14 protein-coding genes are annotated in these 14765 nt (G+C 40.6%); 4 read left to right on the forward strand and 10 right to left on the reverse strand.

What is annotated here, in order from left to right:
* The first annotated feature begins 46 nt into the window (after positions 1-46).
* Complete coding sequence (locus tag AC6H44_RS11305; RefSeq protein WP_500735569.1) at positions 47-400, forward strand: VanZ family protein; 354 nt, start codon at positions 47-49, stop codon at positions 398-400.
* Complete coding sequence (locus tag AC6H44_RS11310) at positions 393-1295, forward strand: ketopantoate reductase family protein (RefSeq protein ID WP_500735570.1); 903 nt, start codon at positions 393-395, stop codon at positions 1293-1295. The genes AC6H44_RS11305 and AC6H44_RS11310 overlap by 8 nt, the downstream gene beginning before the upstream one ends.
* Before the next feature lie 18 nt (positions 1296-1313).
* Here AC6H44_RS11310 and thiI read toward each other — a convergent pair whose 3' ends face one another.
* Together thiI and AC6H44_RS11320 are read right to left on the reverse strand one after the other, a co-directional pair.
* The gene (gene thiI / locus AC6H44_RS11315) at positions 1314-2771 is read right to left on the reverse strand and encodes a tRNA uracil 4-sulfurtransferase ThiI (RefSeq protein WP_500735572.1); all 1458 of its coding nucleotides are present in this window, start codon (positions 2769-2771) and stop codon (positions 1314-1316) included.
* A 99-nt stretch (positions 2772-2870) separates the two neighbouring features.
* Positions 2871-3524, reverse strand: coding sequence for a TetR/AcrR family transcriptional regulator (locus tag AC6H44_RS11320; RefSeq protein ID WP_500735573.1), 654 nt, complete (start codon positions 3522-3524; stop codon positions 2871-2873).
* A 171-nt stretch (positions 3525-3695) separates the two neighbouring features.
* Here AC6H44_RS11320 and coaD point away from each other — a divergent pair, with 171 nt between their 5' ends.
* Entirely contained in the window at positions 3696-4187 is a 492-nt protein-coding gene (coaD, locus tag AC6H44_RS11325; RefSeq protein ID WP_500735574.1) for a pantetheine-phosphate adenylyltransferase, read from the forward strand.
* 533 nt (positions 4188-4720) lie between these two features.
* Here coaD and AC6H44_RS11330 read toward each other — a convergent pair.
* From AC6H44_RS11330 to argC, 7 genes are all read right to left on the reverse strand, one after another.
* Entirely contained in the window at positions 4721-5254 is a 534-nt protein-coding gene (locus tag AC6H44_RS11330; protein ID WP_500735575.1) for a hypothetical protein, read from the reverse strand.
* A gap of 18 nt (positions 5255-5272) precedes the next feature.
* Entirely contained in the window at positions 5273-5473 is a 201-nt protein-coding gene (locus AC6H44_RS11335; protein WP_500735577.1) for a hypothetical protein, read from the reverse strand.
* 265 nt (positions 5474-5738) lie between these two features.
* The gene (gene argH, locus AC6H44_RS11340) at positions 5739-7604 is read right to left on the reverse strand and encodes an argininosuccinate lyase (protein ID WP_500735578.1); all 1866 of its coding nucleotides are present in this window, start codon (positions 7602-7604) and stop codon (positions 5739-5741) included.
* A gap of 53 nt (positions 7605-7657) precedes the next feature.
* Positions 7658-8860: an argininosuccinate synthase gene (locus tag AC6H44_RS11345; RefSeq protein ID WP_500735579.1), complete on the reverse strand. Its 1203-nt coding sequence runs from the start codon at positions 8858-8860 to the stop codon at positions 7658-7660.
* Positions 8857-9789 carry an ornithine carbamoyltransferase gene (locus AC6H44_RS11350; RefSeq protein WP_500735581.1) on the reverse strand — a complete coding sequence of 311 codons (933 nt, stop codon included), beginning with the start codon at positions 9787-9789 and terminating at the stop codon, positions 8857-8859. The genes AC6H44_RS11345 and AC6H44_RS11350 overlap by 4 nt, the downstream gene beginning before the upstream one ends.
* A 7-nt stretch (positions 9790-9796) precedes the next feature.
* Positions 9797-10564 (reverse strand): acetylglutamate kinase, encoded by a 768-nt coding sequence (argB, locus tag AC6H44_RS11355; protein WP_500735582.1) that lies wholly within the window; start codon positions 10562-10564, stop codon positions 9797-9799.
* Positions 10561-11574, reverse strand: a complete 1014-nt coding sequence (gene argC / locus AC6H44_RS11360; RefSeq protein WP_500735583.1) for an N-acetyl-gamma-glutamyl-phosphate reductase — start codon at positions 11572-11574, stop codon at positions 10561-10563. The genes argB and argC overlap by 4 nt, the downstream gene beginning before the upstream one ends.
* Before the next feature lie 221 nt (positions 11575-11795).
* Between argC and argE the strand changes: the two genes are divergently transcribed.
* Positions 11796-12941 carry an acetylornithine deacetylase gene (gene argE / locus AC6H44_RS11365; RefSeq protein ID WP_500735585.1) on the forward strand — a complete coding sequence of 382 codons (1146 nt, stop codon included), beginning with the start codon at positions 11796-11798 and terminating at the stop codon, positions 12939-12941.
* A gap of 52 nt (positions 12942-12993) precedes the next feature.
* Here the strand turns inward: argE and panP are convergent, their stop codons facing one another.
* Positions 12994-14619 carry a pyridoxal-dependent aspartate 1-decarboxylase PanP gene (gene panP, locus AC6H44_RS11370; RefSeq protein WP_500735587.1) on the reverse strand — a complete coding sequence of 542 codons (1626 nt, stop codon included), beginning with the start codon at positions 14617-14619 and terminating at the stop codon, positions 12994-12996.
* Positions 14620-14765: the final 146 nt, after the last annotated feature.

A 14765-nucleotide genomic window follows, 5' to 3' on the forward strand; every position in this document is an offset into this window, starting at 1 on the left:
GTTTGATATACTGAGGATTCTTTTTTATACGACTTTAGGATTTTTCGTGGCAAGGCGTGTTTACCAAGCTATTTTTCTGATTTGTATTGTTGCATTTACTTTTTTATTCGCAAAAGAAGTTAAAGGGAGTGTGACGAACCTATTTCCCCATGTTGATAAAGTGGCACACTTTGGTATTTTCTTTTTGTTAGCCATGATCATGGATAAAGCGTTTAAGCTCCCTTTATATACACAAATACTGCTACTCGCAGGTTACGGCGCGGCCATAGAGATTATGCAAGATACGCTACCATACAGGCAAGCATCGCTGGCCGATTTCATTGCCGATTTTATTGGCGCAGCTAGCTACTTTTTAGCTAAACCTTTATTAAAAATGCGTAAAAATAATCAAAATGGCTAACTTACTTGTTATTGGTGATGGCGCTATGGGCTTATTATTTAGTCATTTTTTAGCTAGGCATCACACTGTTTATGTACTGACCCGAAAAGGCACAATTAATACGCGTTTTTATAGCCATAATAATAATGCATCTGAAAAAATCAATGCCACTTTCATCACTCAACAGCAGTTAGCGCACAAAGCTCAATTTGATATTGTATTATTTGCGGTAAAAGCATTTGCGGTACAAGCGGCGTTTGCACATGTACACCCTTATTTAGCCAGTAATGCCCATATTGTGCTTAGCCATAATGGCATGGGTAATGTTGAACAATTAAGTGCACAACTAAAAAAGCAGCAAGCACTGTACTTTTTAACCACCAGCATGGCAGGGTTCAAATCAAACCCTAATATAGTCCAGCATACGGGCAATGGGCAAAGCGTATTGGGTGGCTGTAACGCGCTGGCTATTGAAAATAGCCATAAACTGCGTGAGCAATTAAACGCTATTCCGCAGTTAATTATCAGCAATAATATTGAACAACTCCGTTTTGAGAAGTTACTGGTTAATATAGCCATAAATCCATTAACCGCGCATTACAACATAAAAAATGGCCAGTTACGTGCACCACAATACAACAGCGCAATTATTAATTTATTAACCGAGGGGTGTTATGTTGCAAAGGCTCTTAAACTCAACATTAAGCTTATTGATGCGCTTGAGCGTGCCTATAAAGTAATGAGTTTGACCGCGGAAAATTACTCGTCTATGCAACAAGATGTTATGCACAATAGGCAAACTGAGATCATGGCAATCTGTGGGTATATTAGTGAACAAGGAAAACAACATCACATTGCAACACCTTATAATGACGCCTTACTTGCTGAGATTTTAGCAAAAAAAAGCGCGGACTAAATCCGCGCACTTAATAAATTAAGGACGATATACCTTAACCGTGGTAAAACCTTCTTCATGAAGAATAAGCGCTTGTAACTGGCTCATTACTCCTTTTTGGCAATATAAATAATAGTCTTTGCCTTTAGGTAAATCGCCAAACTTTGTTGCTAAGCGGAAAAACGGTAAATGAATAACTTCGATACCTTCAATTTCCAGCGGTGCGGCATCTTCTTCTTCAGGTGAGCGAATATCAACAACAACAGCCCCTTTAGGTAGTTGTGTAACTGACTCTGCTTCTTTGAGTTCTTGCTTAGCTTCAACATCAATATCGCGTATATCCATAACGCGGGCGTTATCGATTACGGTGTCTAAAACATCAAAATCAAACTTTTCTTCTTCTGCTTTAATTACTTCAATTTTAGCTTTAACTGTCGGCTTTTTAGAGATCACCCCACAGTATTCTGGCATGGTTTCAGCCATTTCTGCAGTGCCTATTTGGCGCGCAATATTAATAATTTCTTGTTTGTCATGCTGAATAAGGGGGCGTAAAATCAGGGTGTCGGTTACCCTATCAATCACGCTTAAATTCGCTAGTGTTTGACTAGATACCTGACCAATACTTTCACCAGTCACTAAAGCTTGAATATTTAGTTTTTCGGCAACGACACTGCCTGCGCGCATCATCATACGTTTAAGCACAACACCCATTTGGCTGTTTTCAATATTCTCTAAAATTTCTGCAACCACGGGTTCAAAATCAACGGTAATAAACTTAACTTTGTGCGTTGAACTGTATTGCTTCCATAGGTAGTAACTTGCCTGTTTAACGCCAATTTCGTGAGCTGCGCCGCCTAAGTTAAAGAATAAAAAGTGCGTGCGCGCACCCTTACGGATCATTTGATAACTAGCAACGCCCGAGTCAAAGCCACCCGACATCAATGACAGCACATCGTCTTGTGTTGGCAGTGGAAAGCCCGCCATACCTAAATGTGTTTGCGAAACAATGTAGGCTTTTTCATCTTTAATTTCTAGACGAATAGTCACCTCTGGGCGGCTTAGTTTTACGCGCGCCCCCTCAACATGTTGATTAAGCCCACCACCAACGTAACGCTCTAACTCTGTTGAAGTAAAATTGTGCTGACCTATACGCTTGGCGCGCACACAAAAAGTTTTACCAACAATAGTGTGACCAACCAGTTCAATGGTTTTTTGATAAATATCATCAAGCGTTTTAAATTCTATTTCGGTTACTTCAATAAACTGCACTATCCCGGGGACGCGCTGCAAGCTATCAATGAAATTAAGACGGGTTTGGGCGTCATCTAGCTTTGTAACGACTGAAATGTTATCCCAGTTGTTATGCACTTGAACTTTTTCGTCAACACGACGCAATACAATCTTAATGTTATTTTCTAACACTTTAGTAAAACGTTTACGCACTGAACGGCTTTTAATGACTATTTCAGGATGTAGTTTGACGATAAATTTAAGCATAATTTAACTCTTAGACTGCGGGAATTCGCGCGCCCAAGTATTGGGCGCGCGCAGTATAGCAAAAAAATGCATGCCTAGGAACTAACCGACCCAACGGGGCTAAGGATTCAAAGGAACCGCAGAGGCTAAAAGTCGGTACTCTTCTGTTAACTGATTAATTTTACATCTGCTTTTATCAGTGCTGTATGCTTTAAATAATGTCAGCACTTTTACAATGCCGGGGTAAATATCTTGCTCAACCAACAAACCGCTCAACCGCCTGGCTTTCATATACGATGTCCAAAAACTGACTGTTAATTTAAGCGTATGAGCAAGCTCAATGGTATCTTGTTCATCAATGGCAATCATTTCACTGTCGCGTAAGCCCAGTATTATGTTACGTACCTGCTCAAGCAGCTCTTGCTGAAAATCAATATAACTTTGTTTTAAATGGCTATCGCGTGCCAAAATATCGCCGAGATTGTCGTAAAAAAAGTGATAACGCCACATCAGTTCAAACAATGAATCTAGGTACGCAGTTAAATGACTAAAAGCATCATCGTCTTTATTTATTGGTTTAAAGTGGGTGCTTAAATGCTCACGATAAAGAGCAAATATATGACGAATAATGTCTTCTTTGTTTTTAAAATGGTAGTAAAGATTACCCGGACTCATGCCCAAACTCGATGCAATATGATTGGTAGATATTGCTCTTTCACCATGTTCATTAAATAACGAAATACTGGTTTGAATTATTTTATCCTTGGTATTCATATACTCACTACTCAATTTTAAAAAAGGCGACACTGCATTAAAATAATCCGCCTAGTATAAACAAATAGTCAGCGTTAAAACACTCTAGGTGATTTACAATTTACTCACAAGGCTGCTTTGTATCATAAACACTGCTACACTAGGGTTAAAAATAATAACACAGTAACTATTATGAAAGTGACCGCAATCTACCCTGGCACATTTGATCCCCTTACCAACGGCCACACTGATTTAATTCAGCGTGCGGCTAAAATGTTCGACACCGTTATTGTTGCTATTGCGCATAACCCAAATAAAAAACCGTGTTTTACATTAGAAGAGCGCGTTGATTTAGCTCATGAGCTTTTAAGCCATTTAGACAATGTAAAAGTGGTTGGCTTTTCAGGGCTACTTGCCGATCTTGCCCGCGACCATAACGCAAATGTGCTAATTAGAGGCATTAGAGCTGTTTCTGATTTTGATTATGAATTTCAGCTCGCAAATATGAACCGCCGTTTAAACCCTGACTTAGAAAGCATATTTTTAACCCCTGCCGAGCGCAATACCTTTATATCATCAACGCTTGTAAAAGAAGTTGCGCGCCATAATGGCGACGTGAGTGAGTTTGTTGATGCTATAGTCATGAAAGCACTGCAGTCAAGACTCGGGAAAACCAAACATTAAACGTTTACCTAGCGTATATTTACATTGCGCTAGGTTGTTTTGCTCTTGCTGGTTAAGAGGGTGTTTTTAAGCTTCACTAAGCCTAAAAAGTCTTTATTGATAAATAGAATAGTTATCATCAACAAATCAATAATATTGACACCCATAGAATACAAACTCCAAAACCACTACTCTCCTGTATTGCCAACCTTATGTAAATAATAATAAATCAGGCTAACTAATAAGCTATTTATAGCTAAGCCAATCATTATAAAATACGCAGGCACAGGAGGAATTACTACTGAGCGTTTAATGAAAAAAAATAATAATAGCGACAGATAAAAAGTCGTACAATATCTAATTAAGATATACATTATTTAATATGTATACATAATCGCTTAGCACATATGAGCAAAGCATTATTGCAGCTAAATATGCGGAGGATTTATAGGGAGTATTTATACTTTTGACTAAACAATACAGAAAAACCATCAAAAAGCACCACTGTATGAATGCGCTTACATATTCACTCAAAATGTAACTTACGTACATGGTTATGAAAAGTTGTTTTCAGGCTGAGGATTTGATTTTTTGAAAAGTTTATTTTTCAGTCTGTGAAGACCTAGTAAATCACGATCGACGATTAAAACTACAATCATCATAAAATCTATGATATTTACAGAGAACGCATAAAAATCCCATAGAAACCATGCATTCCTATTTTCATTTATGTAAATATCCAAATACATAGATAAGCTAAAAATTGAATTAAGTGCTAAACCAGTTATAAGATACAAAAAAGATGGGGTTGTTTTTTTTAAAATAAAAAAAGATAAAGCTAGTATGACAATAGTGGCGTAATCATAAAGCGCCCAGTCTAAATAAATTGAATTTTCAACGGACACCCATGTAAAAAAATAGTTCGATATTGTGTATGACAACATCATTATAAATGAACTGAGCAATAGGGTTGTATTTCTTTTTATATCAAGGGTAAATACAAAAGCATTAAAGAAAAACGCCATCAAAAAACCCCAAGAGGCAAACGCTGACAGCGAAAAAAATCCAAAAAACTCAGTTATAAACATCTATTACCCTGTATAGTATTACGCAATTTTTGGTCGAACGATTACGACCCCACCACGCTGAAGGTCTGAACCACTTGCAGCCGCCATCGCTGCTTGAGAAATACTGACTGTATCAGATTGCAGGGTTTTAGGGCTAGCAGTTTGTTCGATTGCAGGCTTTAATTGTTGCGTTTTATTGTATGCTTGCATTTGTACTTGGTTATTCGCTGAAATTTGCATGTGATTAATCCTTATTAAGTATTAAGTATTAAGTATTAAGTTTATTATTGGCGCAAATTTAAATCACACCACCTAAGGCAGTTACTACATAACTGCTGTAACGTGTTGCTTATGTTAATTAATTGGCTCAACAGCACATTACAAAAATAATATTGCAACCGGTATGCCAACTTTTAATTAACAGCATATTAATTTAAAAATCATTTTATTTTACTCAAAAAAAAACGCAGCGAGATCAGCGTGCGTTTTTCATTTTAGGGAGAGCTTAAGCCACGTTTTTACAAGGGATCGCCATGCTGTTACTTGGCTTTAACATATATTCCATCGCGACTTCATCGCAGTTTTCTTTGCGTAAACAGAGTTCGCAATCTTTCATGACTTTTTCTGGCAAACTGTCTTTACTACAAAAGCTAAAGCGCTGATTTTCAAAAAATCCAGGGACACGGGTCAAAACGATGACACGATTAAGTGCCAATTTTTTGGCTTTTATTAATAAATGCTCAACCAGCTCTCGCCCTTGCCCTGTAACCGCACTTTTAGGGTCAATACCTAACGAACGTATTTCAGCTAATCCGGTATCGTAAATGTACAATGACGCACAGCCCGACACCTGCCCGTTTATCTCGGTTACAGCAAACTCATTAATTGAGTGCACCATATCACTTTTAGCACGTGGTAGGTTTTCACCGACGGTAGCCCAGTGTTGTACGAGTTTGGCGATTGCTTCTACGTCATCTAGGGTTGCATCACGAACGGTTATTTGCTGTTTTTTTTTCGCGTCTTTCACCGCGTTACTTACTTGCGCTAATGAGGTGCCGCCAAGTGCTTGACGTGCTTTAATACAGGCATCAATTTCAAGTACCGGGTATACATCATCTTCAAACACGGGGTTTACTGATTTATACTGCGCAAGTGAAAGCGCTTCTAACGTTTTACCTTCACTAATGGCTAATTGCACTAAAACCCCTACAATATGGTGCCCTTCTCTAAACGGAACCCCTTTAGCAACCAAGTAATCGGCAAGCTCTGTTGCATTCGCGTGGCCACCTTTTGCCGCTGCCAAGGTTTTATCTGCGTTAACTTTTATGCCCTTAATACACGCTTGTGCCATATGAATACACGCAAGCCAGGTTGGCATGGCATCAAAAATACCTTCTTTGTCTTCTTGCATGTCTTTATTGTAGGCAAGTGGCAATGCTTTTAAGGTCATCATCATTGCACTGAACGCACCAAACACTCGCCCTGTTTTACCACGAATGAGCTCTAGGGCATCTGGGTTTTTTTTCTGTGGCATTAACGATGATCCCGAGGTCACATTATCGGCCAGTTCAATAAACCCGGCCTCGCCTGAGTTATAAAAAATCAGATCTTCAGCCATTCGCGATAAGTGGATCATGGAAATAGACGCACAACTTAATAGCTCAACTACAAAGTCACGATCAGAGACGCCATCAAGGCTGTTTTTGGTCGCACCAGTAAACCCTAACCCTTGCGCAAGTGCATGGCGATCAATCGGATAGGCAGTGCCTGCAAGCGCACCACTGCCAAGTGGGCAATAGTTCATGCGTGCTTGGGCGTCTTGCAGTCGGCTTTCATCACGCTCTAGCATTTCCACATACGCCATGCACCAGTGACTAAATAACACCGGTTGAGCACGCTGTAAATGTGTATAGCCTGGCAATATTGTGCCTAGCTCTCGCTCAGCAAGAGCAACAAATTCCGCTTTTAGCTGCGCAATTGCCTTTAAAATATGATCGGCGGTATCGCGGCACCAGAGTCTAAAATCGGTCGCCACTTGGTCGTTGCGGCTTCGCCCTGTATGTAATTTTTTAGCTAAATCACCGACTTTTTCAATCAGCGCCACTTCAACATGTGAGTGAATATCTTCAGCCCCTGAGGTGGCAACGGCGTGTGGATCTGCTTTTACTTCTTCAAGTAACTCATAAAGTGCCGATACCAGTTTTTGATGCTCGATATTAGATAACACATTTACTTGTTCAAGCGCCCCCGCCCATGCCACAGAGCCAATAATATCTTGCTCTGCTAATTGATAATCAAAGGGAAGTGAATCGTTAAATTGTTTAAACGCCTCATCTGGACCCGTAGAAAAACGCCCGCCCCATAATGCCATGAAATCTCTCCAAACCCTGAAATTGCCCCGTTTTAGTTACGGGGCATAAAAAATTATTTTTTATTTAATGCTGAAATTCTGCTTGAAAGCGAGAATAAACGAATAAATCCTTCAGCGTGTGATTGGTCGTACACATCGTCCTCACCAAAGGTAGCAAAATCTGCGCTGTATAAGCTGTTAGGTGATTTTTTCTGAACCGCGGTTACTTGCCCTTTGTAGAGTTTAAGTACTACTTCACCCGTTGCTAACACAGAAAGCGCTTGCGCACCGGCTAAAATAGACTCTTTAAGTGGCGTAAACCAACGACCGTCGTAAACTAAGTGCGAAAATTCACCGCCTAGTACTTCTTTCCATTTACGGCTGGCTTTATCAAGCACTAGTTCATCAATGGCTTGCAGCGCTGCCATGATCACAGTACCGCCCGGTGTTTCGTAACAGCCACGTGATTTCATACCCACTAAACGGTTTTCTACAATATCAACACGACCAACTCCATGTGGTGCTGCAATGTCGTTTAATTTAACTAAACAATCGTAAGGCTTTAATTGCTCGCCATTAACAGCAACCACTTCACCTTCTACCACTGATAAGGTGACATGCTCAGCTTTATCAGGCGCTTGCTCTGGTGAATTAGTCCAGGTCCATACTTGCTCACTTGGTTCACACCATGGGTCTTCAAGCTCGCCGCCTTCATGTGAAATATGCCATGCGTTAGCATCACGACTGTAAATTTTAGTTGCTGATGCAGAACACGGAATATCACGCTCAGCTAGGTAATCAAGCAATGATTCACGACTTGATAAATCCCACTCACGCCATGGCGCAATCACTGTTAAGTCGGGTGCAAGTGCTGCAAAGCATGATTCAAAACGTACCTGGTCGTTACCTTTACCTGTACAGCCATGAGAAAGTGCATCCGCTCCTACTTTACGGGCAATTTCAACTTGCGCTTTAGCAATAATTGGCCGGGCCATAGAGGTGCCCAATAAATAAGTGCCTTCGTATATAGAGCCTGTTTTAAGGGTTGGGTAAATGTAATCACTGACCATCTCATCTTTTAAATCAACGATGTAACATTCTGATGCCCCCGATGCTATGGCTTTAGCTTCTACGCCTTCAAGTTCTTCTGCGCCTTGGCCTACATCGGCCACAAAGGCAATAACTTCACAGCCGTAGTTTTCTTTTAACCATGGCACAATCGCCGATGTATCAAGACCACCTGAATAGGCTAAAACGACTTTTTTAATTGAACTCATAGGTGTTCCTTAACAAAATTTGGATTTAACAATGTAACTAATAGCGCATTTTGCGCATGCATGCGGTTTTCTGCTTGCTGTATAATTTTTGATGCGGGGCCATCCATTACCTCAGAGGTAATTTCAAACTCACGGTGTGCCGGTTGGCAATGTAATACCGTGGTAGCACCGGTTTTTTTAAGTAATGCCTGATTTAATTGATAAGGCATGTATTTTTCTTTTACTTGCTCAAGCGGCGTGGTATCCCCCATAGATACCCAGGTGTCGGCGTAAACAACATTAGCACCAACAGCGGCTTCAACTCGGTCACTGACCATAACTGATGCACCATTCATGGCCGCAATTTGTTCTGCTTTTTTCAGAATTTGCGAATCTGGCGAACTGCCTTTTGGCGTTACAGCGACAAAATCGGTTCCTAAAGTAGCTGCAAGTAGCATCAATGAATGCGTTACGTTATTGCCCTCACCTAAATAAGCAAGTTTCAGCTGGCTTACATCACCATGCACTTCTTGAAGTGTTAAAAAATCAGCTAATGCTTGGCATGGGTGATATAAATCACACAAACTATTAATCACCGGAACAGACGAATACTCACCGAGTGTGGTTAAGGTACTGTGCTGATTAACCCGGGCAACGATACCATCGGCCCAAGTTGAGATATTTAAGGCAAAATCTTTTATCGATTCACGCGCCCCCATCGCCCCGTTTTGTTGGTCAAGGTAAACCGCATGACCGCCTAAACGGTTTATACCAATATCAAACGATAGGCGAGTACGTAAACTTTGCTTTTCGAACAAAGTAACCACTGACTTACCTGCCAGAACTTGACTATATGTTGCAGGGTTTTCTTTAATATCTTGCGCTAATGTTAGTAAGTTAAGTGCGCCTTGTTGGTCTAATTCCAGACCCGTTAAAAAATCTTTAAACATATTCAACCTATGGTGTTACTTTAGTTCCGACGTGCTCGCCTTGCAGCAAAGCCGTTAAGTTTTCTGGCTTTTGCCAGCTGGAAATGTACACACCGCGTCGTAAGTGTTGGGCAGCGTGAAGACTGGTCTTAACTTTGACCTCCATCCCGCCCACAATTACTCCCTCTGCAATTAAAGTATCAATGTGTTTTGTGTCAATTTGATGTAATGGCTGCTTATTCGCATCAAATACGGCCTCTACATCTGTCATAAATATAAGTTCGGCATTCAAATTATTAGCAATCGCAGCGGCGGCTTCATCGGCATTAACGTTATATAACAAGCCTTGCTCATCAAAGCCGATAGAACTAACGATCGGTAACCGGCCAGCACTGAGTAAATCATTAATAATAGAATCTGCATTGTTGTGACATTGACCTACTTGACCAAGCGCTTTTAATTTTTGCGATGCGGTGATCCCTGCTTCATATAAACTTAACCCCACCGGCTTATGTCCTACACCTATTGCTTGCGCCATCAGTTGTTTATTCGCCGCTCCCGCTAATGCACCTACAATGTAAGGCATTTGCTCTTTGGGGCTAATACGCAAGCCTTGGTGTTTAGCGCTGGCAAATCCGGCTTCTTTTAGCCAACTATCAACTAATGAGCCGCCGCCATGCACAATCACAAACTGTGCATCATGTTGCTCATTAAGTATTTCAAATAGCGCTTTAGCGGCATTTTCAGTGTTAAGTACTGCACCACCAAGTTTAATAACCCACGTTTTACTGCTCATTTAAACGCTCCTACTAGACCTGTAGTATGGGGTAAACCCATAGATAAATTAATACATTGCAACGCCTGACCTGCCGCGCCTTTGAGTAAGTTGTCAATTGCCGCCATCACAATTAACTGCGCGCCTTGCTGCTGCCAAGCAATATCGACATAGGGTTGTTTTGCTACCCCTTTAATTGAGGGGATTTTATTACCAAGCAATCGAATTAACGGCTCATCCGCTAATACTTGATACGCTTTAGTTACTTGCTCTGCGGTCACACCCGGTTTTAGCTGCACATAAATGGTTTCTAAAATACCGCGCGGGAAATTACCTAAATGAGGAGTAAATAATACATCGTGCCCAAGGTGCTGCTGTATTTCAGGCCCATGACGATGGTTAAACAAACCATAGGGAGCAAGCGACACCTCGCAAAAGTGTGTGCCAATACTTGCCTTACGACCCGCGCCTGTCACACCGGATACGGCATTAATAATAATCCGCTCATCACTTAATAAGCCTGCTTGTTGAAGGGGCTTTAACGCGTTTAATGCGGCGGTTGGGTAGCATCCAGCAACAGCAACTAACTGCGCTTTTGTAATGGCCGCACTATTCCACTCGGCAAGACCATATGCAGCTTGGTTAAGTAGTTCTGGGTGTGGGTGTTCAAAGCCATAATATGTAACATAGTCATCATTGCTGGCAAGGCGGTAACCACCAGACAAGTCAAATACCTTTTTGCCCATGGCTAAAAACTGCGGCGCTAAATCGACACTAACTTTATGATCTGTACACAAACATACGTAATCAGCCTTGTGAGCTATATCACTCAATGCACTCTCATTAAGTGGTTGCAAGGAGACATCAAGTAACCCTAAATGCTCAGGATATAATTCGCTAAGCAGCTTGTGTTTATCTAAGCTTTGCGCTGATACGTAACAACCAGTCAATGAAAGAGTTGGATGTTTTGCTATCAAGCTTGCCAATTCTGCACCGCTATAACCGCTGGCACCTATAATTACTACGTTCATTATTTACTCTTTATCTAAAAATTAGTGATCACATTCCATGTTACTCATTTACACTTAGTGCAACCGAGTTAAACTGTTTAAATTTATGAGTGATAACTATCGTCGTATTATTTTCATGTCGCAACTTTAATATATTTATGCTTAAAAAGTGAATTGATATTCATCATAAATACTTTTATATTGTTATGCAATTAAATTGAATGCTTATTTTGGATTTTTTTATGTCTCTACCGTCATTTATTTCTATGTATCAGCAATTAATTGCTGCCCCCTCTATTAGCGCTATTGAAGATCATTTATGTATGAGTAATAAAAGCGTCATTGAACTGCTCGCTCAATGGTGTGAAAGCTTAGGTTTTAGCTGTGAAATAATAGAGTTAGAAGGTGGTAAAGGCCGCTACAACTTATTAGCAAAACGTGGACAAGGCGATGGCGGGTTGATGCTTGCGGGGCACACCGATACGGTGCCATTTGATGATAGCCGCTGGAATCAAAATCCATTTAAATTAACCGAACTTGATAACAAATTATATGGTTTAGGCAGTATTGATATGAAAGGCTTTTTTGCTTTTGTACTGCAGGCTATTAGTGAGCTTGATGAAAAGCAACAAACCCAACCAATTTTAATATTAGCGACCGCCGATGAAGAAACCACCATGGCTGGCGCGCAGCAAATTTGTAAGCACCCAAATTTAAAGCCAAGTCGCTGTATAATAGGCGAGCCGACTGATATGACGCCAGTATTTACCCATAAAGGTCATATGAGTACAGCAATCAGAGTGGTGGGGCGTTCTGGACATAGCTCCAACCCCGAACGGGGCCTTAACGCCATCGAAGTAATGCATAAAGTGATTACAAAATTACTGATCTTAAAAGAGCAACTTAAGAATAAATATTCAATAAGTCACTTTGAAATTCCTTATCCAACACTCAATTTAGGCAATATTCATGGGGGGGATAATGCCAACCGAATTTGCAGCTGCTGCGAAATGCACATTGATATGCGCCCACTCCCTGGTTTAAGCGTGCAAGAGCTGCAAGCAATGGTGATTGATGCAACCTACGATATAAACCAGCAATACCCTAACTCAGTGAGCGTAATTGATTTGCATCAGCCAATTCCAGCATTTACGGGAAGCACAGATAGCGCACTGGTTAAATTAGCAGAAAATATAGCCGGGCAAAAAGCGGTCGCTGTTAATTACTGTACTGAAGCCCCTTTTATACAACAGCTAGGCTGTGAAACCATTGTTATGGGGCCAGGCTCTATTAATCAAGCGCACCAACCTGATGAATTTTTAGCAATGGAAAAAATAAAGCCTTCACAACAAATTATCAGCAATCTTATAAAAGCCAGTTGCTTTTAATAAGTAACAAAAAAGACGCTTAGTCGCGTCTTTTTTGTCATAGTATTTATGGCTACATATATTTACGTAAATACTTTTTAAACACCGGATCGGTTTTTGCCAGTTCTTTTTGCTCTTCTAATATCTCTTTTAAAATAGCACCCGATGTAAGCGGGTTTGCAAGTACCACTCTAAATACTACGGTTGGTTGATTATCATATTGCACTGGCGTTAAACGCGTACGCGATACAAACGAGCGTCCTGATTCACGTTGGCGTTTTTGCATACTGGCAGTAAAACGGTTAAGTGCGGCAAAAATATCTAAACGAGTTTGCTCATCAGCCTGGGCTATTGCTTGTTTGATTTGTTTTGGCACATAACGATAAGTTAATAAACACAGCTCAGGTTCTGATATTAGCTCAAAATCGTCATTGGCTTTTATTAAATTAGCAAAGTAATGCGCTTTTTTAATGCTACGGTCAATAAGCATTTCATAGCCTTTACGCCCAATAACACGTAAACAAGCATGTACTAACATTGCCATTCCTGGGCGGCTTCCCTCTAGCGTATGGCTACCTAAATCTTTAGAGCCTTTACGTAAAATATACTCAGCATGATGCTCTATGGCATCCGTTGCGGCTGGGTCTTTAAATAATACTAGCCCCGCACCCATAGGCACATACATTTGTTTATGTGCATCGATAGTAATTGAATCAGCCTGCTCAATCCCTGTTAATAAATGCCGATGGGTGCTTGACAATAAAGTTGCCCCGCCCCACGCTGCATCAACATGAAAATGACAATTAATCTCTGTTGCTAATTCAGCTAAGTCTTCAAGTGGGTCAATATTACCGGTTTCAGTGGTGCCTGCAACGCCAACAATTGCCATTACTTTAATGCCTTGCGCTTCAAGCTCTAAGGCTTTTGCTCGCATCGCATTAACGTCCACTTTATTATCAGGTGATGTTTTTATACCAATTAAATTCTCTCGACCAATGCCTAGTAAATCAACCGACTTACCTAGCGAATAATGCCCTCGCTCAGAAATTAAAACCGCGAGCCCTTTGTAACCGTAATGCAGCATTCCCGCCACTAAACCTTGTGCAGCAATGCCTTTAAAGTTGCCATCTGCTTTTAATAAGCGATTGCGGGCGATCCAAAGCGCTGTAATATTAGCAACTGTACCACCGGAGCAAAATGCCCCCAAAGACGTTTTTGCACTGTGCATCCATTTAGAATAAAACCCATCACTTTGCCCATAAGCCAAATGATGCATCATTCCTAAAACTTGACGCTCAAGGGGAGTAAATGCTTTTGAGGTTTCTATTTTTACCAGGTTTTGATTCAGCCCTACCATTAACTTAGATAACGGTAGTAAAAAATGCGGAAGCGCTGATGTCATATGACCAATAAAGCTTGGCGCTGCGGTATGAACAGAATGAGCAACCAGCTGTTCCATAATATCTTGGGCATAGCAAGAGACAAACGTCGGCTCTTCAGGAATAACCGCCGATTGAAAGTCTTTTTCTATTTCATGTAATGGTTTTTCAATTGCCGCGATATTTTCGTTTAAGAAACCTGCTAAATTACTCGAAATTTCAAGCTCTATTTTGCTTAAAGTTGAGTCTGGAGCCTCTGGAACAGTAAATATTCGTTTAAGGCTTTCCTTTGAGGCGACGGCACAACGCTTTTGATCCATCTTTATACCTAATGTGTAGCTAAAATACCTGTTAACATAAAAAACACGTTAATTTAAACGTATTTTTAAGTAACGGCATTCCTAAGAAATTGCGCTAACTTTACTGTAATATGATAAGAATGTCTCGTTTTAAGCCATAAAAGACA

The sequence above is a fragment of the Pseudoalteromonas sp. TAP-3C genome (assembly GCF_059888565.1).